Origin of the sequence: Microbacterium caowuchunii (assembly GCF_008727755.1) — a bacterium.
GTDB classification, from domain to species: Bacteria; Actinomycetota; Actinomycetes; order Actinomycetales; family Microbacteriaceae; genus Microbacterium; species Microbacterium caowuchunii.
Genome location: NZ_CP044231.1, coordinates 879,560 through 899,481 on the forward strand (window position 1 = coordinate 879,560; position 19,922 = coordinate 899,481).

20 protein-coding genes are annotated in these 19,922 nt (G+C 70.4%); 11 read left to right on the plus strand and 9 right to left on the minus strand.

Annotated elements, in window-relative coordinates:
• The first annotated feature begins 39 nt into the window (after nt 1–39).
• On the plus strand, nt 40–1,659 hold the full coding sequence (gene groL / locus F6J84_RS04165) for a chaperonin GroEL (protein ID WP_150894522.1): 1,620 nt from the start codon (nt 40–42) through the stop codon (nt 1,657–1,659).
• A gap of 973 nt (nt 1,660–2,632) precedes the next feature.
• Here the strand turns inward: groL and F6J84_RS15440 are convergent.
• The 7 genes from F6J84_RS15440 to F6J84_RS04195 form a co-directional block, all read right to left on the minus strand.
• A complete protein-coding gene (locus F6J84_RS15440) occupies nt 2,633–2,782 on the minus strand; it encodes a hypothetical protein (protein WP_191905747.1) in 150 nt (49 codons plus the stop codon).
• A gap of 154 nt (nt 2,783–2,936) precedes the next feature.
• Nucleotides 2,937–3,224, minus strand: a complete 288-nt coding sequence (locus F6J84_RS04170) for a WXG100 family type VII secretion target (protein ID WP_150894520.1) — start codon at nt 3,222–3,224, stop codon at nt 2,937–2,939.
• A gap of 247 nt (nt 3,225–3,471) precedes the next feature.
• A complete protein-coding gene (locus tag F6J84_RS04175; RefSeq protein WP_150974677.1) occupies nt 3,472–5,079 on the minus strand; it encodes a sensor histidine kinase in 1,608 nt (535 codons plus the stop codon).
• 134 nt (nt 5,080–5,213) lie between these two features.
• Nucleotides 5,214–5,906: a response regulator transcription factor gene (locus F6J84_RS04180; RefSeq protein WP_150894518.1), complete on the minus strand. Its 693-nt coding sequence runs from the start codon at nt 5,904–5,906 to the stop codon at nt 5,214–5,216.
• 83 nt (nt 5,907–5,989) lie between these two features.
• Entirely contained in the window at nt 5,990–7,657 is a 1,668-nt protein-coding gene (locus F6J84_RS04185; RefSeq protein WP_150894516.1) for a DNA repair helicase XPB, read from the minus strand.
• 54 nt (nt 7,658–7,711) lie between these two features.
• Nucleotides 7,712–9,430 (minus strand): helicase-associated domain-containing protein, encoded by a 1,719-nt coding sequence (locus F6J84_RS04190; protein ID WP_150971626.1) that lies wholly within the window; start codon nt 9,428–9,430, stop codon nt 7,712–7,714.
• Between the two features lie 3 nt (nt 9,431–9,433).
• Nucleotides 9,434–9,700 carry a multidrug ABC transporter ATPase gene (locus F6J84_RS04195; RefSeq protein WP_150971628.1) on the minus strand — a complete coding sequence of 89 codons (267 nt, stop codon included), beginning with the start codon at nt 9,698–9,700 and terminating at the stop codon, nt 9,434–9,436.
• A gap of 111 nt (nt 9,701–9,811) precedes the next feature.
• Here F6J84_RS04195 and F6J84_RS04200 point away from each other — a divergent pair, with 111 nt between their 5' ends.
• From F6J84_RS04200 to F6J84_RS04210, 3 genes are all read left to right on the plus strand, one after another.
• On the plus strand, nt 9,812–10,195 hold the full coding sequence (locus tag F6J84_RS04200; protein WP_150971630.1) for a cold-shock protein: 384 nt from the start codon (nt 9,812–9,814) through the stop codon (nt 10,193–10,195).
• A complete protein-coding gene (locus F6J84_RS04205; protein ID WP_150971632.1) occupies nt 10,188–10,967 on the plus strand; it encodes a DUF3027 domain-containing protein in 780 nt (259 codons plus the stop codon). The genes F6J84_RS04200 and F6J84_RS04205 overlap by 8 nt, the downstream gene beginning before the upstream one ends.
• 107 nt (nt 10,968–11,074) lie before the next feature.
• A complete protein-coding gene (locus tag F6J84_RS04210; protein ID WP_150971634.1) occupies nt 11,075–11,389 on the plus strand; it encodes a putative quinol monooxygenase in 315 nt (104 codons plus the stop codon).
• 92 nt (nt 11,390–11,481) lie between these two features.
• Here the strand turns inward: F6J84_RS04210 and serC are convergent, their stop codons facing one another.
• The gene (serC, locus tag F6J84_RS04215; protein WP_150971636.1) at nt 11,482–12,594 is read right to left on the minus strand and encodes a phosphoserine transaminase; all 1,113 of its coding nucleotides are present in this window, start codon (nt 12,592–12,594) and stop codon (nt 11,482–11,484) included.
• A 96-nt stretch (nt 12,595–12,690) separates the two neighbouring features.
• On the opposite strand from serC, the gene F6J84_RS04220 reads away from it, so the two are divergent.
• The 3 genes from F6J84_RS04220 (at nt 12,691) to F6J84_RS04230 (ending at nt 15,313) form a co-directional block, all read left to right on the plus strand.
• Nucleotides 12,691–13,392 carry an iron-dependent transcriptional repressor DtxR gene (locus F6J84_RS04220; RefSeq protein ID WP_150971638.1) on the plus strand — a complete coding sequence of 234 codons (702 nt, stop codon included), beginning with the start codon at nt 12,691–12,693 and terminating at the stop codon, nt 13,390–13,392.
• Between the two features lie 232 nt (nt 13,393–13,624).
• On the plus strand, nt 13,625–14,512 hold the full coding sequence (locus tag F6J84_RS04225) for a M23 family metallopeptidase (protein ID WP_238702594.1): 888 nt from the start codon (nt 13,625–13,627) through the stop codon (nt 14,510–14,512).
• A gap of 303 nt (nt 14,513–14,815) precedes the next feature.
• On the plus strand, nt 14,816–15,313 hold the full coding sequence (locus F6J84_RS04230; RefSeq protein WP_150971640.1) for an HNH endonuclease: 498 nt from the start codon (nt 14,816–14,818) through the stop codon (nt 15,311–15,313).
• Between the two features lie 5 nt (nt 15,314–15,318).
• Here F6J84_RS04230 and F6J84_RS04235 read toward each other — a convergent pair whose 3' ends face one another.
• The gene (locus tag F6J84_RS04235) at nt 15,319–15,816 is read right to left on the minus strand and encodes a MarR family winged helix-turn-helix transcriptional regulator (RefSeq protein ID WP_150971642.1); all 498 of its coding nucleotides are present in this window, start codon (nt 15,814–15,816) and stop codon (nt 15,319–15,321) included.
• A 39-nt stretch (nt 15,817–15,855) separates the two neighbouring features.
• On the opposite strand from F6J84_RS04235, the gene F6J84_RS04240 reads away from it, so the two are divergent.
• The 4 genes from F6J84_RS04240 to F6J84_RS04255 all read left to right on the plus strand — a co-directional run bounded on the left by F6J84_RS04240 (nt 15,856) and on the right by F6J84_RS04255 (nt 19,911).
• On the plus strand, nt 15,856–16,779 hold the full coding sequence (locus F6J84_RS04240; protein ID WP_191905748.1) for an EamA family transporter: 924 nt from the start codon (nt 15,856–15,858) through the stop codon (nt 16,777–16,779).
• Complete coding sequence (locus tag F6J84_RS04245) at nt 16,776–17,339, plus strand: cysteine hydrolase family protein (RefSeq protein ID WP_150971644.1); 564 nt, start codon at nt 16,776–16,778, stop codon at nt 17,337–17,339. The genes F6J84_RS04240 and F6J84_RS04245 overlap by 4 nt, the downstream gene beginning before the upstream one ends.
• A gap of 96 nt (nt 17,340–17,435) precedes the next feature.
• Nucleotides 17,436–18,185 carry a hypothetical protein gene (locus tag F6J84_RS04250; RefSeq protein WP_150971646.1) on the plus strand — a complete coding sequence of 250 codons (750 nt, stop codon included), beginning with the start codon at nt 17,436–17,438 and terminating at the stop codon, nt 18,183–18,185.
• A gap of 1 nt (nt 18,186) precedes the next feature.
• Nucleotides 18,187–19,911 (plus strand): DNA polymerase Y family protein, encoded by a 1,725-nt coding sequence (locus F6J84_RS04255; protein ID WP_150971648.1) that lies wholly within the window; start codon nt 18,187–18,189, stop codon nt 19,909–19,911.
• Nucleotides 19,912–19,922 lie beyond the last annotated feature (11 nt).

Below are 19,922 nucleotides of genomic sequence, written 5' to 3' on the forward strand. Positions count from 1 at the left end.
ATAGACGGTAAGCCCACGTCCGGGAGGGACGACACACACATGGCAAAAATCATCGCTTTCGATGAGGAGGCCCGTCGCGGCCTCGAGCGCGGCCTCAACATCCTGGCTGACGCGGTCAAGGTGACCCTCGGTCCCCGCGGTCGCAACGTCGTTCTGGAGAAGAAGTGGGGCGCCCCCACGATCACCAACGACGGTGTGTCGATCGCCAAGGAGATCGAGCTCGACGACCCGTACGAGAAGATCGGTGCGGAGCTCGTCAAGGAGGTCGCCAAGAAGACCGACGACGTCGCCGGTGACGGCACCACGACCGCCACGGTCCTGGCTCAGGCGCTCGTTCGCGAAGGACTGCGCAACGTCGCGGCCGGCGCCGACCCCATCTCGCTCAAGCGCGGCATCGAGAAGGCCGTTGAGGCCGTGACCGAGGCGCTGCTCGCTTCCGCGAAGGAGATCGAGTCCAAGGAGCAGATCGCCGCCACCGCGTCGATCTCTGCCGCAGACCCCGCGATCGGTGCACTCATCGCCGAGGCGATCGACAAGGTCGGCAAGGAGGGTGTGGTCACCGTCGAGGAGTCCAACACCTTCGGCACCGAGCTCGAGCTCACCGAGGGTATGCGTTTCGACAAGGGTTACCTGAACCCCTACTTCGTGACCGACCCGGAGCGTCAGGAAGCGGTCTTCGAAGACCCCTACATCCTGATCGCGAACCAGAAGATCTCGAACATCAAGGACCTGCTCCCGATCGTCGACAAGGTGATCCAGGACGGCAAGGAACTCCTGATCATCGCTGAGGACGTCGAGGGCGAGGCTCTGGCCACGCTCGTGCTCAACAAGATCCGCGGCATCTTCAAGTCGGCTGCCGTCAAGGCTCCCGGCTTCGGCGACCGCCGCAAGGCCCAGCTGCAGGACATCGCGATCCTCACGGGTGGCCAGGTCATCACCGAGGAGGTCGGTCTCAAGCTCGAGAACGCCACCCTCGACCTGCTCGGCCGTGCCCGCAAGGTCATCATCACCAAGGACGAGACCACCATCGTCGAGGGTGCCGGAGACTCGAGCCAGATCGAGGGTCGCGTGACCCAGATCCGTCGCGAGATCGAGAACACCGACAGCGACTACGACCGCGAGAAGCTCCAGGAGCGTCTCGCCAAGCTCGCCGGCGGCGTCGCCGTCATCAAGGCGGGTGCGGCGACCGAGGTCGAGCTCAAGGAGCGCAAGCACCGCATCGAGGACGCCGTCCGCAACGCGAAGGCTGCCGTCGAAGAGGGTGTCGTCCCCGGTGGTGGCGTCGCGCTCATCCAGGCCGGCAAGGTCGCGTTCGAGGGTCTGTCGCTCGAGGGCGACGAGGCGACCGGTGCGAACATCGTCAAGGTTGCCATCGAGGCGCCGCTGCGTCAGATCGCGCTCAACGCCGGTCTCGAGCCGGGCGTCGTCGCGAACACCGTCGCCGACCTTCCCGTCGGTCACGGCCTGAACGCGGCCACGGGCGAGTACGGTGACCTGTTCGCACAGGGCATCATCGACCCGGCCAAGGTCACGCGCTCGGCGCTGCAGAACGCAGCATCCATCGCCGGCCTGTTCCTGACGACCGAGGTCGTCGTGGCGGACAAGCCCGAGAAGGCGTCGGCTCCGGCCGGCGACCCGACGGGTGGCATGGACTTCTGATCTGATCAGAACCACTGAGATGGGCCCCTCCTCCGGGAGGGGCCCATCTTGTTGTTCCCGGGTGGTGTGCACGGGCTGGCACCCGCCCGCCGCACATCCGCCCCTCCCGCCTCCGCGCACAACGGCACAGATGGGCGGTGACGCGCCGGGCGAGGCGCTCGGACCTCGGGGTGTTGCGCCGGATCTCCGCCGTTGGGCTGTGGGCGGTGGCGGATCTCGGGGACCGTCGCGTGGACATGGCCGGCGGGGGCATCGGGGATGCAGAGACCTGTGACGGATGACGCAGCGGCACCCGCGCCCGGGCATCTGTCGCACATCGGCACACCGCATCCGAGCACAACAGCACAGACAGGGGGTGACGCGCCGAGCCATCCGGCCGCACCTCGGCGTGTTGTGCGGGATCTCCGCCGCTGTGCCGGGGGTGTGGGTGTCTTTGGGTGCGGTTGCCTGGACATTGCCGGCGGGGCCCTCGGGATGCAGAGCGCCTGTGACGGATACCGCAACGGACCCGCGCCCCCGGAATCTGCGGCCGGCACATCGGCATATCGGCACAGGGCATCCGCGGTCAGGCACCCACACGACGGCGCAGATGGGCGGTGACGCGCCGGGCGGGGCGCTCGGACCTCGGGGTGTCGCGCCGGATCTCCGCCGTTGTGCTGTGGGCGGTGCGGCGGTGATGGGTGCCGTTGTGTGGGCATGGCCAGCATGGCCCCCCGCGATGCGCAACCCTGTGATGGATGGCGAAACGGAGCGCCCGCTGAATCTGGGACGCATCGGCACACGGCATCCGCGCCCCGACATCCGCGCACAGCGGCACAGATGGCCCGTGACGCGCCGGCCCGGCGGGCCGGATCTCGGCGTGTTGGGCGGGAGCTCCGCCGTTGTGTTCGGAATCGGCGCAACCCCGGGGGCTGTGCGAATCGGCGCAACCCCGGGGGCTGTGCGGATCGGCGCAGCCCGCGGAGTGGTGGGATCAGAGGTGACCGGCCGCGCCCTCGACGGTCTCTTCCAGCACCGTTTCGACCTCGCGCCGCTGCGGCTCGCGCATGGCGATGAGGACCAGCGCTGCGATGACCGCGCACAGCGCCGCGGCGACCCAGAGTCCCGCATGCATGCCGTCCACGAAGGCGTTGTTCACCGCGGGGAAGGCGTCGAACGGGATACCCGCCGACGCGGCTTCCGCACCTCGACGGGAAGCGGGGTCGAGGCCGCCGCAGGGATGACCTGGGCGGCGACGATCGCGGACGGCAGTCGGCTCGAGCTCCCGGCCCCCGTCCTCAGCGGAACAGTCCCATGTTGGCCTGCTCCGCCTCGGCGTACTGCTGACCGGCGGCGGCGAGAGCGAGGTGGATGGTGCCGAGCGCATCCTCGACCGTCCGCTGCGCGGCGCGCCACTGCTCCACGCTGCCCTGGAACATGCCCGAGGCCGCGCCCGTCCAGGACGACTGCAGCGCCTGCAACTGGGACATGAGCGACGTGGCTTCGCCCTGGATGCGGTCGGCGGTGCCGCGGATGGTGGCGGTCGCGGCGATGACGGCATCACTGTCGACGGAGAAGACGGCCATGGAGACTCCCTTTCTCGTAGGAGCCTTCAGCGTAAGAACCACAGGTTCCGAGCCCGGCGCGCACGAGGCAACGGGGGACGGGCAGCACCCCTGCGCCGGTGGGGAGGAGCGGAACCGCCGGTGGGGAGGAGCGGAACCCCCCGTGGGCAGGAGCGGAACCGCCGGTGGGGAGGAGCGGAGCCCCCGGTGGGGAGGAGCGGAACCCCCTGTGGGCAGGAGCGGAGCCCCCGGTCAGGCCCCCCCCCGGTCAGGCAGCCGGGTCGGTGGACGCGGGGTCGGTGGCGGGCTCGGCATCGCCGGGAGTCGGCGTCTCGTCGCCGTCCGGGCCCGGGGCCAGGGGGAACGCCACGCGGAAGGTGGCACCGCCGCCGGGGGTGTCGGTGACCTCGACCGTGCCGTGCAGGGTCTCCACGATGGAGGCGACGATCGACAGGCCCAGCCCGGAACCGCCGGTCTCCCGGGCCCGGGACGTGTCGGCACGCCAGAACCGCTGGAAGATCTGCGTCCGGATCTGCTCGGGGACGCCCTCGCCGTGGTCGATGACCTCGATCCACCCCATGCCGGCCTCCGTGTCCGTGCCCACCCGCAGCTCGATGGGAGCGTCCGGGGCGGAGAACCGCTGCGCATTGCCGAGGAGGTTCGCGACGACCTGGCGGATGCGGTTCTCGTCACCGGTGACGATGGGCGCGGAGATCGGCTTGGCCTCCTCGAACGGAACGGGCAGCGGCGTGATCTCTCCGGTCTCGCCCTTGGGCTTTCGCCGCAGGCGCGAGGCCAGCCCGATCGCGGCGGTGGGTACGGGACCGCGCCGCTTCATCGGCGACTCGGTGGGGGCGGTGGAGACCGGAGGAGTCTGCAGGGTGCCCGCAACCGGGGCGCTGTCCAGCACCGTGACGGTGCGCTGCGGTGCCGCGGCGCGCACGTCGAGTGCGGCGTCGCGGGCGATCGGGCGCAGGTCGACCGGGGTGAGGACGACCGCCCGGCGCTCGTCCAGCCGGGCGAGCGCGAGGAGGTCCTCGACCATGGCGGTCATCCGCATGGCCTCCTTCTCGATGCGCTCCATCGCCTGGCCGGTTGCCTCGGGATCCGAGATCGCCCCCATCCGGTACAGCTCCGCATACCCGCGGACCGTCACCAGGGGGGTGCGCAGCTCATGGCTGGCGTCGCCGATGAAGCGGCGCATCTGACGGACGGTGGCGTCGCGCTCGCTGAGGGACGCATCCACACGCCCCAGCATCGCGTTGATCGCGCGTTTGAGCCGGCCGACCTCGGTGGTGGCCGGTTCGATGTCGGTCATGCGCTGGCTGAAGTCGCCGCCGGCGATGGCCTCGGCGGTGCGTTCCACCTGACCGAGGCTGCGGAAGGTGAGGGTGACCACCATCCGCACCAGGAAGGCGCTCGCGACGACCGTCACCAGCGCGAGGAGCGTGTAGATGCCGAGGTACGTCGCCACGACCCGCTCGGTCGGCAGGGTCGAGATGGCGACCAGCTGCGTGAACAGGTCGCTCGTGCCCTGCACCTCGGTCACGCTGAGGGTCGCGCGGAAGTGCGTGCCGTTCGAGCCCTTGATCTCGAAGACCTGACCCTGCGCGGCGTAGGCGCGGTCGAGGGCGATGGAGGCGGGATAGGCCGGGACGACATCGGACCCGCCGCCGCCCGCCTGCGCGACCGCCGAACCGTCGGCGCGGTAGATCGCCAGGAAGTAGTCGGTGCCCGGCGGGTTGTCCTTGGGCGTGAAGACGACCTCCCCGTCCTCGACGGAGACGTCGAGGAGCGTGTTCGCCACCGGCCCCTGCGCCAGCTGGAGCAGGGTCGAGTCGAGGTTGGCGAGCAGGGTCGTGCGCAGGAACACCATGGTGCCGAGACCGGCGGCCACGAGCCCGATCACCAGGACCGCGACCGTGACCCCGGTGACCTTCGCGCGCAGGCTCGTCCCGCGCCACCAGCGCGTGATGCCGTCGCCTTCGGCGCCCAGGATGGACCCCCGCCTCAGGAGTTCTTGCCGGCCTTGAGCATGTACCCGAAGCCCCGCTTGGTCTGGATGAGGGACTCCTCGGTGTGCGGGTCGATCTTGCGGCGCAGGTACGAGATGTAGCTCTCGACGATGCCGGCGTCACCGTTGAAGTCGTACTCCCAGACGTGGTCGAGGATCTGCGCCTTCGACAGCACGCGGTTCGGGTTCAGCATGAGGTAGCGCAGCAGCTTGAACTCGGTGGGGCTCAGCTCGATCTGGCTGTCGCCCACGAACACGTCGTGCGTGTCCTGGTCCATCGTGAGCTCGCCGGCCCGGATCACGGACTCCTCATCGGCCTGCATGGTGCGTCGCAGGATGGCCTGGATGCGGGCCACGATCTCGTCGAGGGAGAACGGCTTGGTCACGTAGTCGTCGCCGCCGGCGTTCAGACCCGTGATCTTGTCCTCGGTGTCGTCCTTGGCGGTCAGGAAGAGGATGGGCGCGGTGTACCCGGCCTCGCGGAGGCGCTTGGTGACGCTGAAGCCGTTCATGTCCGGCAGCATGACGTCGAGCACGATGAGATCCGGTTCCTCTTCGAGGACGGCCGAGATCGTCTGCGCGCCGTTGGAGACGGCGCGGACCTGGAAGCCGGCGAACTTCAGGCTCGTGATGAGCAGGTCCCGGATGTTCGGTTCGTCGTCGACGACGAGGATACGCGGAGCGGTCATAGGCCCATTATGGTGACCGAGTCCATGCGCCGCCTGAATATCGCGCGCAGGGTCGAAATATTCGGCTCGGCGAAAGGCGCGGATCAGACCGCGGCGAGGTCCGCGCCGAGGCTGTCCGCATCCAGGATCGTGTAGCTGTAGCCCTGCTCGGCGAGGAAGCGCTGGCGGTTCTGCGCGAAGTCCTGGTCGACCGTGTCACGGGCGATCAGCGTGTAGAAGCTCGCCGTGTGCCCGTTGGTCTTGGGGCGCAGCAGCCGGCCCAGGCGCTGTGCCTCCTCCTGGCGGGAGCCGAACGAGCCGGACACCTGGATGGCGACGGATGCCTCGGGCAGGTCGACCGAGAAGTTGGCGACCTTGGAGACCACCAGGAGCGCAATCGTGCCCTCCCGGAACGCCTGGTAGAGCTGCTCGCGCTCGTCCACCGGCGTGGCGCCGGTGATCTTCGGGGCGTCCAGCGCCTCGGCGAGCGTGTCGATCTGATCCAGGTACTGGCCGATCACGAGGATCTGCTCACCCGCGTGGCGCTCGGCGAGGGCACGGACGACATCGATCTTGACGGGTGCCGTCGCGGCGAGGCGGTAGCGGTCCTCGTCCGCCGCGGCGGCGTACTCGAGCCGGTCGTAGGCCGGCAGGTCGACGCGCACCTCGTAGCAGGCGGCAGGGGAGATGAAGCCCTGGGCCTCGATCTCCTTCCACGGTGCGTCGAAGCGCTTCGGGCCGATGAGGCTGAACACGTCGCCCTCACGGCCGTCCTCACGCACGAGCGTGGCGGTGAGTCCCAACCGACGCCGCGCCTGCAGGTCGGCGGTCAGCTTGAACACGGGCGCGGGGAGGAGGTGGACCTCGTCGTACACGACGAGTCCCCAGTCGAGCGCATCGAGCAGGGCCAGGTGCGCGTACTCGCCCTTCCGCTTCGCGGTGAGGATCTGGTACGTCGCGATCGTGACGGGCTTGACCTCTTTCACCTGCCCGGAGTACTCGCCGATCTCCTCGGGGGTGAGCGACGTGCGCTTGAGCAGCTCGTCGCGCCACTGGCGCGCGCTCACCGCGTTCGTCACGAGGATCAGCGTCGTGGTCTTCGTGTCCGCCATCGCGGCAGCGCCGACGAGGGTCTTGCCCGCGCCGCAGGGGAGGACGACGACGCCCGAGCCGCCTTCGGTGAAGATGTCGACGGCCTTGCGCTGGTACGGGCGCAGCGTCCAGTCGGATTCGTCCAGGTCGATCGGATGCGGCGTGCCCGGGGTGTAACCGGCGAGGTCCTCGGCGGGCCACCCGATCTTCAGCAGCTCCTGCTTGATGTGCCCGCGCGCCCACGGATCGATCACGAAGGTGTCCGGGCTCGGGTGGGCCAGCAGCAGCGGCTGGATGCGCTTGTTGCGCGCCACCTCGGCGAGGACGTACTCATCCGTCGACCGGAGGATCAGCGCGGACTCCTCGTCACCGTACGGTCCGCGCTCGATGACGAGCCGCCCGTAGCGATTCACGGTCTCGCGGATGTCGGTGGACACCGAGGGCGGAACCGGGAAGCGGGTGAACTTGTCGAGGGTGGCCAGCATGTCCTCGGCATCGTGACCCGCAGCGCGGGCGTTCCAGAGCCCGAGACGCGTGATGCGGTACGTGTGGATGTGCTCGGGGGCGCGTTCCAGTTCGGCGAACACGGCCAGTTCGTGCCGCGCGTCCTCGGCGTCGGGATGAGCGACTTCCAGGAGGACGGTGCGGTCGCTCTGCACGATGAGGGGTCCGTCAGCCATAGCGGACCAGTCTACCGGGGTCCGCAGGGGCGGAGGCCGTCGAGGGCGGGGTTCTCAGGGATGCGCGATGCTGACGATGCTCGTCAGCGGGAGCGTGCGCTCCACGTCGGCGGCACGGTCGAGGCCGCGAAGTCGTCCGCCGCCGATCCCGGTCGCCTCGAGCAGGAAGGTGCGGTTCGAGGCGTCGGGCAGCCGGACGACGACCTCGACGACGGCGCGGGCGCGCACGGCCTGCTCGAGCTCGCGCTCCAGCCACGCTGCATCCGCATCCGGCCCGTGCGAGTCCCGGATGGTGCGGATGAGTGCGGCGTAGCGCTCGGCGGCGTCCGCCTCATCGGCGGTGGAGCGTGCGACGCGCCGGGAGACCCGTTCCACGTCGTCGCCCTCGTCGACGGCGACCACCGGGTACCGGGCATCCACGAGCGACCAGTACACGGTGTCCCGGGAAGCGCGGGAGAAGAGCCGGTCGTCGCCCTGGACGAGACCCACCGGGCGCAGCGCCTGGTCGACGGCGATCGTGGCCAGCACCTGGGGGTCGGCGCTCCGGACGACGGTGCGCCCGGTTTCGGGTTCGGTGGCGACCCGGATGAGGCCATGCCGTGCGGCGGTGGTCTCGATGAGGTAGTCCAGGGGTTGCGGGATCCCGGTCAGTGACAGGGCGCCGAGGAATTCGCGGAGCGACCGTGCGGACTCGCCGCCGGAGACGGCCGTGGTCAGCGACTCCGGGGTGAACCGGTAGGTCGAGGCCTGGGCGCGGGTCTCGCGTACCGCCATGGACCGGAGGCGCTGCTCGAGCCGGGGCGCGAGAGGGCCGGGGGAGATGGCGGTCAGATCGGCCTGGAGATAGATCCGGTCGACCTCGGGGGGCAGGTGCGCGCGCAGCTGCGCGAGATCGGGTTCACCGCGCAGACGCAGGTCGGTCGCCCAGCCCGGTTCCGCGCCCGGGTCGGCGAGGATGCCCCAGCGGCGGGCGCGCCGGGTGAGGGCGGTGGCACGTGCAGGCCACTCCGCATCCAGCGGGTAGGACGCCGCCCATGCCTCGGCGGCGATGAACCCGCCCGAGGCGGTCCGGAGGCCCAGGGGGAGATGCGTGAGGAACCCGCGGGCGACATCGGCCCAGCGGTCGGCGGTCGACCGGTCGAGCCAGTCCCGTGCGGTGCCCGTCGTGGTCCAGGTCCGGTCGAGCTCGCAGAGCAGACCCGCATCCACGCCGAGGGCGATGAGATCCTCGAGCTCCTCGACGTCCGCGACCGCGCCGTCCTCGATGAGGCGACGTCGCTCCGCGACGCTGACGGTGCCGGCGCCGGTGCGAGGGAGCGGGGCGGAGAGTGCGGCGAGCAGGATGTCGGCGAGCGAGGAGACAGCGGCGAACGCGCGTTCCCCGGCAGCGGCGGTGGCCTCGGCGTCGGCGGGTGCCGGGGCGGACACCGCATCCTGCTCCGTCGCGGGCGTGGCGCGCCGCAGGATGTCCAGGCGGGAGCTGACCACGCCGAAGGGGTGACCCTCGGCATCCACGAGTGCGAGACCGGCGAGCAGAGCGCGGTCGTCCGCGCCGATCTCATCCGCGCCGGCGAGGGCGGCCAGCAGGGCAGCGGGGAGCCGGGTGAGCGCTTTGTCGACGGCCGGTTCGGTCAGCAGGGCCGCGGCGATGTCGAAGAAGTCGTGTGCGGTGCTCGGCACCGGCAAGCGGCGCGCGGCGAAGAGTTCCGCCAGCTCCGCGTCCGAGGCGGCGGCCAGCATCGTCGCCAGCGCGCGTTCGTCCGAGGAGTCCACGGGTCAGTCGGCTCGGTTGGCCCGAGCCCTTCGCGTGAAGGCCATGATGATCAGCGTCACCATCATGACGAAGGCCACGGGCGGGGCGATGTAGACCAGCACGCCGATGGTCGGCCAGACGCCCGAGCTGAAATCGGCGTCGGAGGCGGAGCCGATCATGATCGCCAGGAAGCAGGCGATCGAGAGCACGAGCAGGCCCAGGGACATGAACGCCAGGATGCGGTCGATACGACGGATCGGAAGATCCCCGGCGGGTGTGGGCTTTGACATCGCGCTCAGCCTACCTCTTCCCACCCGGTGCCGTAGTCTGGATGTGGGGTCTTCCGATCCTGAGTACCGTCGCGCCCAAGATCGTCGGGCGCATGATCCAGCGAGGTTTTCATGCCCACCGGCAAGGTCAGGTTCTACGACGAGGAGAAGGGCTTCGGCTTCATCACCACCGATGACGGCCAGGATGTCTTCCTGCACGCCACTGCCCTTCCGCAAGGGATGGCGGCCCCCAAAGCGGGCACGCGGGTCGAGTTCGGCGTCGCCGACGGCAAGCGCGGTCTGCAGGCGCTGTCCGTGCGGGTGCTCGAGGCCCCGGTCAGTCTCGCTAAGCGCGCGCGTAAGCCCGCGGACGACATGGCGGTCATCATCGAGGACCTCGTGAAGCTGCTCGACGGCATCGGCGGCGACCTGCGCCGCGGACGCTACCCGAGCGCCGCGCACTCCAAGAAGATCGCCGCTGTGCTTCGCAAGGTCGCCGAGGACCTCGATGCCTGAGTCCGCCTCCGAACCGGCGGCGGAGCAGGACATCCCGCAACGGCCGACGGCGGATCCCCGCCTCGTGGCCGGTCACGACCTGGCCCTCGCGGCGCTGCGCGAGATCACCCCGGCCTCCACCATCGGGCCCGCCGCGGGCTACACCGTGGAGGACGACGGCGTCGTGTCGCTGCGGTTCGAGAACCGGCTGGACGGTTACCCGGGCTGGTACTGGACGGTCTCCCTCGCTGTGGTCGCGGACGCCGACCCGACCGTGCTCGAGGCGGAACTGCTGCCCGGCAACGGCGCGCTGCTCGCTCCCGAGTGGGTGCCGTGGGCGACCCGCCTGGCGGAATACCACGCTCAGCAGGCCGCGCAGGCGCAGTCGGCCAAGGAGACGGACTCCGAGGACGCGGACGACCCGTCCGACGACCTGGACGACGTCGACGACCTGGATGCCTCCGACTTCGACGAGGACGGGTCCTCCATCCTCCACGCCGGCGACCTCGACGGCGTCGACATCGACGAGCTCGACGACTCGGCCTCCGACGACGACGATGAGTCGGACGACGATGACGACGACGATGACGACGACGACGACGATGACGACGACGAAGACGACTCCGACGACGATGACGACGACGACGACTCCGACGACGACGATGACGATGACGACTCCGACGACGACGACGAAGACGACTCCGACGACGACGAAGACGACGACGAAGACGACGACGAAGACGACGACGACGATGACGACGAAGACGACGACGACGAGGGCAACGTCTACTGACAGCTGATGATGAAGGGGAGGGAGCGGCGCACCGCTTCCTCCCCTATTTCGATGCGCCGATGCGGCACGATCTTCCTCGTGTCGGAGCCCGCCGTTACGGTGTGCGCATGACCTTCGCGAACGTGGGAACGCTCGGGACCCGTCCCGGGAAGCGGGACGAACTCGTGGCCATCCTGACCCGCCGGAGCCCCGAGCTCGCCGAAGCCGGCTGCCTGCTCTACGAGGTCGGGATCAACGACGACGATCCCGACACCGTCTTCGTCGCCGAGCTGTGGACGTCGCAGGAGGCGCATCAGGCCTCGCCGCGACTCGACAGCGTGCGTGCGGCGATCGATGAGGCGATGCCGCTGCTGTCCGGCCAGATGGGCGGTAGCCAGTTCTTGGTCGCGGGTTCGCCGCTTCGCGACGGAAACCCCGGCTAGCAGGGCACGGGCACGCGGGAGACGACGAAGTCGCACCGGGATGACGAAGGGGAGCGGCGAACCGCTCCCCTTCGTCATCCCGGCCGTGCGGCTCAGATGTTCTCGAGCGTGTAGTCCAGGCAGCGGATGAGCTGACGGACGTCGTCCGGGTCGATCGAGGTGAACGTCGCGATGCGCAGCTGGTTGCGGCCGAGCTTGCGGTAGGGCTCGGTGTCGACGATGCCGTTCGCGCGCAGGATCTTCGCGATCGCGGCGGCATCCACGCTCTCGTCGAAGTCGATGGTGACGACCACCGGGGAGCGGTCGGCGGGGTCGGCGACGAAGGGGGTGGCCACAGGGGAGGCCTCGGCCCACGCGTACAGGGCGTCGGACGATTCGTGCGTGCGCGCATCCGCCCACTGCAGACCGCCGTTGCCGTTGATCCAGTTGAGCTGCTCATCGAGCAGCACCAGGGTCGCCAGCGCCGGGGTGTTCAGGGTCTGCTGCAGACGGGAGTTGTCGAGGGCGTTCTTCAGGCTGAGGAACTCCGGGATGTACCGGCCGGATGCGGCGACCCGCTCGATCCGCTCGATCGCAGCCGGGGAGACCGCCGCGAACCACAGGCCGCCGTCGGATCCCAGGTTCTTCTGCGGCGCGAAGTAGTAGACATCGCTCTCCGCGAGGGTGAAGTCGATGCCGCCGGCCGCGCTCGTCGCGTCGATCACGGTGAGGGCGCCGTCGTCCCCGTGCACGCGACGGATCTGGGTCGCGACGCCGGTGGAGGTCTCGTTGTGCGGCCAGGCGTACACGTCGACACCCTCGACCGCCTCGGCAGTCACGCTCGTCCCGGGCTCCGCCTTGCGGACGTCGGGTGCCTCCAGCCACGGGGCGGCTGCGGCGGCGGCGAACTTGCCGCCGAACTCACCGAACACGAGGTTCTGTGCACGACGCTCGATGAGGCCGAAGGCAGCGGCGTCCCAGAACGCGGTGGATCCGCCGTTGCCGACGATGATCTCGTAGCCCGCGGGCACGCGCAGGAGCTCCCCGAGACCGGCGCGGACACTGCCGACGAGGTTCTTCGCGGGCGTCTGCCGGTGGGAGGTGCCGAGCACCGCGGCGCCGCGGCCGGCGAGGGCCTCCACCTGCTCCGGACGGATCTTGGACGGGCCGCATCCGAAGCGTCCGTCGGTGGGCAGGATTTCACGAGGCAGCACGACGTGGGGCATTCCTTGATTCTAGAGCGATCGCGCCCCCGCCACCGGCCGTCCGATGCCGGACCCGGATAGGCTGGCTTGACCGCTCCGACCCGTCGAGGAACACACATGACCGATCTCATCGACACCACTGAGATGTACCTGCGCACCATCCTCGAGCTCGAGGAGGAGAACATCATCCCGCTGCGGGCGCGCATCTCGGAGCGCCTCGGACACTCGGGCCCCACCGTGTCGCAGACGATCGGCCGGATGGAGCGCGACGGACTCGTCGTCGTCTCCGACGACCGCTCGCTGGAACTCACCGGCACCGGACGGCAGAAGGCGATCGATGTGATGCGCAAGCACCGTCTCGCGGAGCGCCTCCTCAGCGACGTCATCGGCCTCGACTGGGCGTACGTGCACGAAGAGGCCTGCCGCTGGGAGCACGTCATGAGCGAGCAGGTGGAGCGCCGCCTCGTCGAGCTCCTCGGCCACCCCACTGAATCGCCCTACGGCAACCCCATCCCGGGACTCGACCAGCTCGGGGACATCTCCTCCTCGACGTTCGGCCAGGGTGTCGTGGGTCTCGTGCGTCTGCTGGAGTCTGCAGGCGGTCCGGTGACGGGCACCGTACGTCGTCTCGCGGAGCCCGCTCAGGTGGACCCGGAGCTCCTGCAGCAGCTGCGCGCCGCCGGTGTCGTGCCCGGCGCGACCGGCACGTTCCAGTTCAGCGAGGGGTATGTGCTCGTGCAGATGGACGGCACCGAGGACGGCCTGGAGCTGCCCGTCGAGGTCGCCGGACACATCTTCGTGGTCGACGAGCGGGGCTGAACCGTCCTCTCCTCCCCAGGGCATTGGCAGCAAAGCTGAGAGCCCCGAGCGTGACATATTCGTTACCTTCGGGTAGCCTCGGTGGAGTCCACAGGTGAGAAGCCCACCGTCGGACCCCGCGCGAAATTGCCTCTGGCGGCTCGTCATTCGCGCGGAGAAACCCGCATATCGTGCCCCGACACTGAATGCCGACGAGCCAGCGCGAAAGCGCAGAGGCGACGGAGGGAAAAGTTTGGCTGAGTACATCGATTCGTCTACGGATGAACCCGACACCCGCACGACGAGTCGTCGCGGACTGCGTGACACGGCCCGTACGGCGAAGCGCCGCGTGGTGAGCACGTCGAGCACGCTGGCCCGCGCGGCGAAGCCGAAGGGCGGCGTCGCAGCCGTCCGGAAGCCGCTGCGCAGCGTGGTCATCCTGGCGATGGTCGGCGGTCTCGTCGCCACGGTCGCCCTCCCGGCGTACGCCGCCTTCAACTCGCCCGCCGAGGGCCTGACGATCGAGCAGGTCGCCGCGGAGAACGCGCAGTCGCTCGTCGTCGCATCTGATGTCACGAACGTCGCCCTCTCCCGCGGCTCCTACGCGGCGACCACCGCGGAAGAGGTCCAGCGTAAGAAGGACGAAGAGGCCGCGAAGGAAGCCGCCGCCGCACGTCTGGCCGCCGCGGGCACCTCCGCCTCGGTCGCCTCCTCCCTGAACCTCGCCATGGTCGCCCCGGGCAGCGGATCCGTCCGCTGGCCCCTCGACATGTCCAGCATCCGTGTCGGCCGCGGATTCGGCGCCGACGGATACCACCAGGGCATCGACCTGCTCGGCGCTCAGGGCACCCCCGAGTACGCCGCCGCAGCCGGAACCGTCCGCGTCGCCGGCTGGTACTACGGCTACGGCAACGCGGTCGTGATCGACCACGTCATCAACGGTCAGAGCGTCAGCACCCTGTACGGCCACATGGTCGACGGCGGTGTGCTCGTCTCGCCCGGCCAGTACGTCGAGGCGGGTCAGATGATCGGGCTCATGGGGAGCACCGGTTCGTCCACCGCGAACCACCTCCACTTCGAGGTCAAGCTCAACGGCGGCAACGTCGACCCGTACGCCTGGCTGCAGGCGAACGCCGGCTGACGCCCTCCGACACGCCGCACCGCAATTCGTGGTGCGACCCGGGCGTGTCGTGGGTGGGTTACCCTGATTCTCGACGTTGAGAGAAGCGAAGGGAACGCCGATGGGCAGCACGCCACGCATCCGAACCACGGATGCGCTCGGCCTGCTCGTTCTTCGGCATCATGACTTCGGATGCCACGGGATTCCCGTGCGTGCAAGGCGCTGTCCATAGGACAGCGCCTTTTTTCGTGTCCCTTCACCGCTCGCTCGTCACTCGAATCGAATATCCGCGAAGCCGTCACGGCCTATTCGAGAGGACAGGACATGCGCACACTGGTGCTGAATGCGGGGTACGAACCGCTCGGCGTGGTCTCCTTCAAACGTGCTCTCGTGCTCGTCATGAACGAGAAGGCCACCATCATCGAGCAGGTCGAGGGCGAGCCCGTGTGTGCGACGAGTCGCGTCTATGAACGCCCCGCGGTGATCATCCTGACGCGGTACGTACGCATCCCCGGTGCACGCAGCGCGCCGGTCACCCGCCGCGGGGTGCTCCGCCGCGACGCGCACCGCTGTGCCTACTGCGGCGGTGCGGCCTCAACGATCGACCATGTCCTGCCGCGCTCGCGCGGCGGCAAGGACACCTGGGAGAACCTCGTCGCCTGCTGCCTGCGCTGCAACAACCTCAAGGGCGACCGCACCCCCCAGGAGATGTCCTGGTCGCTGCGCCTGGTCCCGGGCGCCCCGCGCGGCGGGCAATGGACCGTGCGCGGAGTGGACCGTGCCGACCCGCGCTGGGAACCGTACCTCGCCCTCGCCGCCTGAGCGGATCACTCCGGTTCGAGCAGTGCCAGCCAGCGGGTGAGGATCGGTTCGATCGCCGCAGCATCCGCGGGCCCCAGCTCGTCGAGCAGGCGCCGTTCGTTCGCGAGATGCGCGGTCACGGCCTCGTCGATCAGGGTGAGCCCGGCCGGAGTCAGGCGCACGAGCCGGCGCCGGGCGTCGTCCGCTCCGCCCTCCCGCGCGACCAGCCCGCGCTCGACCAGTCGGTCGACCCGCTTGGTGAGCCCGCCGCTGGTGACCATCGTGTGCGCCGCGAGCTCTCCGGCCGTCCGGGCGTAGGGTTCCCCGGCACGGCGCAGGGTCGCGAGGAGGTCGAACTCCGGCTCGCTGAGGCCGAAACCGGCATAGACCTCGGTGAGCTCCCGGGTGAGCGCCTGCGCGATGCGGTGCAGACGGCCGATGACCCCCTGCGGGGAGGGGTCGAGGTCGGGGCGGGCGAGGCGCCATTCTGCCTGGATCTGGGCCACGCGATCAGGAGCGGTCATGCCTCGACTTTATCTTCCGCGCAAGGTAAAGTCCCTTCCATGGAAGATAAATTCGGGAGATGGATCGCGGTGACGGCGATCGCCCCGATCGCCTGGGGCGCGACGTACGTCGTGACGCGCCAGCTCCTGCCTGCCGAGACCCCGCTGTGGGGGAGTGTCATCCGGTGTCTTCCCGCGGGCCTGCTCGTGCTGCTGATCGTGCGACGACTGCCGCAGGGGGCGTGGTGGTGGCGCTCCCTGGTGCTGGGGGTGCTGAACGTCGGCGGGTTCTGCGTGCTGGTCTACATCGTCGGGCAGCGCCTTCCCTCGAGCCTCGCCGCCGCGCTCATGTCCGCGTCCGCCGCGGGCATGATGCTCTTCGCGTGGATGCTGCTGCGCCAGCGTCCGAAGCTCCGTGCCGCGGTCGGCGCGCTGATCGGCATCGGCGGGGTCGTGCTCATGCTCGGCGTCGGCGGTGAGGACGTCGACGGATGGGGCGTCGTGGCGTCCGTCGGTGCCATGCTGGCCTCCTCGCTCGGTTTCGTGCTGACCGCCCGGTGGGGACGGGGCGTGCCGCCTCTGACGATGACGGCGTGGCAACTGCTCGCGGGGTCGCTCGTACTCCTCCCGCTCGCGCTGCTTGTGGAAGGATCGCCGCCGGTTCTCGATGCGCCCGCCGCCGGCGGCTTCGCGTTCGTGATCGTCGTCGGCACGGCGCTCGCCTACGCGGCGTGGTTCACGGGGCTGCGCAGGCTGCGGCCAGGGGTCGTCGGCATCGTCGGGCTGCTCAATCCGGTGACCGGCGCGGTGCTCGGCGTCGCGGTCGGTGGTGAGGCGTTCGGTCTCCCGCAGTTCATGGGACTGGCTCTGGTGGTGTGCGGGGTCCTGCTGGGGGTGGTTCCGGGCCGGATGGCAGTCCGCCGCCGGCGATCGACGGTCTTCGACGCCCCGGCGTCGGTATCCCGTGATGGGATGAGGGGATGACCCGGGCTCTCCTCGTGATCGACATGCAACGCGGCTTCGACGACCTCGACTTCTGGGGGCCGACCGCGAACCCCGATTGCGAGGCGAACGTCGCCGCCCTGGTCGGGGCGTGGCGGGACTCGGGCGAGCCGATCGTGGTCGTGCGGCATGACTCGGACTCCGCCGGCTCGCCGCTGCATCCGGGAAACCCCGGCAACGCTCTGGTCGACGCGGTGGCGGGCGCGCCCGCGGCGCTGACGGTCGCCAAGCGGGTCAACTCCGCGTTCTACGGCGATCCGGATCTGCACGCCTGGTTGCGGGAGAACGGGATCCGCGAACTCGTGCTCTGCGGCATCCAGACCAACATGTGCGTCGAGACGACGGCCCGGATGGCGGGGAACCTCGGCTACGACACCACCGTCGTCCTGGATGCCACGCGCACGTTCGATCTCTCGGCCGAGGTGCCCGGGGTCGGTGTCGTCCCGCGATCGGCGAAGGAGCTGATGGCGACGACGGCCCTCGTGCTGCAGGAGGGCGGGTTCGCCCGGATCCGCACCACGGCAGAGCTCCTCGCCGGCTGAGGTCCGACGCGCCGCACGATGACGGCGATGTCGCAGGTCGGTCGTATCTTCGAATCTGACATTGAGAAGCTAGAACATACGTTCTAACCTGTTGGAGTGAAGGTCATCGTGCGAGAAGACGCTGTCGGCGAGGTCCGACGCCTGCGCGCGCAGCTCGAGCGGGTGCAGGGCCGGCGCATGGAGGCCGCCGTCCTGCCGACCCATCCGTCGCTCGGCGCCCTTCTCGACGGCGGCGGGCTGCGGGCCGGTGCCGCCTACACCGTCGCCCCGTCGACGTCGTTGCTGCTGTCGCTGATGGCCCGACCCTCGCGGGACGGCGCCTGGTGCGCTGCGGTCGGCATGCCCGAGCTGGGCGCGGAGGCCGCCGAAGGACTGGGGGTGGCCCTGGAACGCCTCGTGCTGGTTCCCGATCCCGGGCCGCGGTGGCTGAGCGTCGCCGCGACGCTCGCCGAGGTGATGCCGGTCGTGGCGGTGCGTCCCACCGGGCGGGTCTCCGAGGCGGAGGCGTCCCGCTTCATGGTGCGCCTGCGCGATCGCGGGGCGACCCTGCTGGTGCAGGGCGTGTGGCCGCAGGCCGAGGCATCCCTGCAGATCGGCGACGTGGAGTGGTCCGGGCTCGGCGACGGCCACGGCTACCTCTCCTCCCGGGCGGTGACCGTGACGGTGCACTCCCGTCGCTCCCCGGTGCCCCGGCGGGCACGGATGCTGCTGCCGGACCGGGAGGGCACGCTCGCGCCGCTGGCGACGCCCATCCGCGAGGTCGGGCCGCACGGGACGCCCATCCGCGAGGTCGGGCCGCACGGGACGCCCATCCGCGAGGTCGCGCCGATGCGGGCGGTGGGCTGAGATGCCCGAGCAGATCCGCAGCCTCGTGCTCTGGGTGCCGGACTGGCCGGTCGTGGCGGTGCGGCGGGAGCGGGCGAAGCCCTCCGCACCGGAATCCACGCCCGGAGCCACCGGTGGCGACAGTGCAGCTCGAGACGATGCCGCCCGAGACGATGCAGCCCGAGACGATGCAGCCGGCGATGGCCGGACGACTCTCGAGCATGAGCCCGAGCCCGACCCCGAGCCCGACCCGGCTCTCCTGCTCGAGACCGACCCGCCGCTCGCGGTGATCGAGAAGAACATGGTCGTGGCCTGCTCCGCCACGGCCCGGGCGGAGGGGGTGCGGCGCGGCCAGCGTCGCCGGGACGCGCAGGGGCACTGTCCGCGGCTGGAGCTCGTGCCGGCGGATGCGGCGCGCGACCACCGCGCCTTCTCGCCGCTCGTCTCGGCGGTGGAGCAGCTCGCCCCGCACGTGCAGGTGGTGCGTCCGGGGCTGTGCGCCCTGAAGGCGCGGGGGCCTGCCCGGTACTACGGGGGCGAGTCCGCGGCAGCCGAGACGCTGCGGGCGGCCCTTCTCGCCCAGGGGATCGCGGATGTGCGCGTGGGGATCGCGGACGGACCCTTCACCGCCGAGCAGGCGGCCCGCGCCGCCACCCGGGCGGACGACCCCGTCCGGATCGTCCCACCGGGCCGGGCGGGCGATTTCCTCGCTCCACTGCCCGTGACCGCTCTGCTCGATTCGGCTTCCGGCGGGCAGGGCGAGACCGATCTCGCCCACCTCCTCGCCCGGCTGGGCGTGCACACCCTCGGGGCGTTCGCCGGACTCGAGGTCGATCGGGTGCGCGAGCGGCTGGGGGAGCGGGGCGTGCACCTGCAGTCCCTCGCCGCCGGGGCGGACTCCCGCACGGTCGACCCCCGTACGCCGCCGCCGGAGCTGCACCGCGAGGTCGTGTTCGACCCGCCCGTCGAACTCGCCGAGCAGGCCGCGTTCGGCATGCGCGTCGCCGCGGAGGAGTTCATCGCCCGGCTCGACGCCGAACGCCTCGTCTGCACGGAGCTGCGCGTGGAGCTCTGGGGCGACCGGGGCGAGCGCAGTGAGCGGGTGTGGCTGCATCCGGGCACGTTCGACGGGTCCGCCGTCGTCGACCGGGTGCGCTGGCAACTGGCCGAGGAGCAGGGGTTCCAGAGTGGCGTCACCCGGGTGCGGATCTCGCCCGAGGCGGTGGATGCCGCCGCGCACCACGTCGTGGGGCTGTTCGGTGCGGGGGAGCGCGAGAAGGTGCACCACGCGCTCTCCCGGGTGCAGGCCATCCTCGGTCACCGCGGGGTCGTGACGCCCGTCGTCGGTGGGGGCCGGTGGCTCGAGGAGCGTCAGGTGCTGGTGCCCTGGGGGGATCGGGCCACGACCCCGGGGGATCCGTCCCGGCCGTGGCCGGGTTCGCTCCCGGCGCCGCTGCCCACCACCGTCTATCCGCGTCCGCGCCCTGCGGAGGTCAGGGACGGGCGGGGGCAGCGGGTGACGGTCGACGAACGCGGGATGCTCTCCGCCGCCCCTGTCGACGTGGCGGTGGAGGGCGCCCGGCGCGCGGTGGTCTCCTGGGCGGGGCCGTGGCCGGTGGTGGAACGGGAGTGGGATGCGGTGCGCCGCCGGGTGGCGTACCGGTTCCAGATCGTCGACGCCGCGCAGGAGGCGTGGCTGCTGGTGCACGAAGCGGCCGGCTGGCACGCCGAGGCGAAGTACGACTGACAGATGGACGG

Excerpts from the sequence above, each read along its gene's own strand:
- F6J84_RS04210 (WP_150971634.1), top strand. The coding sequence starts at position 11,075 with ATGACCTTCGCGAACGTGGGAACGCTCGGGACCCGTCCCGGGAAGCGG.
- F6J84_RS04180 (WP_150894518.1), bottom strand. The coding sequence starts at position 5,906 with ATGACCGCTCCGCGTATCCTCGTCGTCGACGACGAACCGAACATCCGG.
- F6J84_RS04220 (WP_150971638.1), top strand. The coding sequence starts at position 12,691 with ATGACCGATCTCATCGACACCACTGAGATGTACCTGCGCACCATCCTC.
- F6J84_RS04175 (WP_150974677.1), bottom strand. The coding sequence starts at position 5,079 with ATGGTGTTCCTGCGCACGACCCTGCTCGCCAACCTCGACTCGACCCTG.
- F6J84_RS04235 (WP_150971642.1), bottom strand. The coding sequence starts at position 15,816 with ATGACCGCTCCTGATCGCGTGGCCCAGATCCAGGCAGAATGGCGCCTC.
- F6J84_RS04195 (WP_150971628.1), bottom strand. The coding sequence starts at position 9,700 with ATGTCAAAGCCCACACCCGCCGGGGATCTTCCGATCCGTCGTATCGAC.
- groL (WP_150894522.1), top strand. The coding sequence starts at position 40 with ATGGCAAAAATCATCGCTTTCGATGAGGAGGCCCGTCGCGGCCTCGAG.
- F6J84_RS04200 (WP_150971630.1), top strand. The coding sequence starts at position 9,812 with ATGCCCACCGGCAAGGTCAGGTTCTACGACGAGGAGAAGGGCTTCGGC.
- F6J84_RS04240 (WP_191905748.1), top strand. The coding sequence starts at position 15,856 with ATGGAAGATAAATTCGGGAGATGGATCGCGGTGACGGCGATCGCCCCG.
- F6J84_RS04185 (WP_150894516.1), bottom strand. The coding sequence starts at position 7,657 with ATGGCTGACGGACCCCTCATCGTGCAGAGCGACCGCACCGTCCTCCTG.
- F6J84_RS04245 (WP_150971644.1), top strand. The coding sequence starts at position 16,776 with ATGACCCGGGCTCTCCTCGTGATCGACATGCAACGCGGCTTCGACGAC.
- F6J84_RS04255 (WP_150971648.1), top strand. The coding sequence starts at position 18,187 with ATGCCCGAGCAGATCCGCAGCCTCGTGCTCTGGGTGCCGGACTGGCCG.
- F6J84_RS04170 (WP_150894520.1), bottom strand. The coding sequence starts at position 3,224 with ATGGCCGTCTTCTCCGTCGACAGTGATGCCGTCATCGCCGCGACCGCC.
- serC (WP_150971636.1), bottom strand. The coding sequence starts at position 12,594 with ATGCCCCACGTCGTGCTGCCTCGTGAAATCCTGCCCACCGACGGACGC.
- F6J84_RS04205 (WP_150971632.1), top strand. The coding sequence starts at position 10,188 with ATGCCTGAGTCCGCCTCCGAACCGGCGGCGGAGCAGGACATCCCGCAA.
- F6J84_RS04230 (WP_150971640.1), top strand. The coding sequence starts at position 14,816 with ATGCGCACACTGGTGCTGAATGCGGGGTACGAACCGCTCGGCGTGGTC.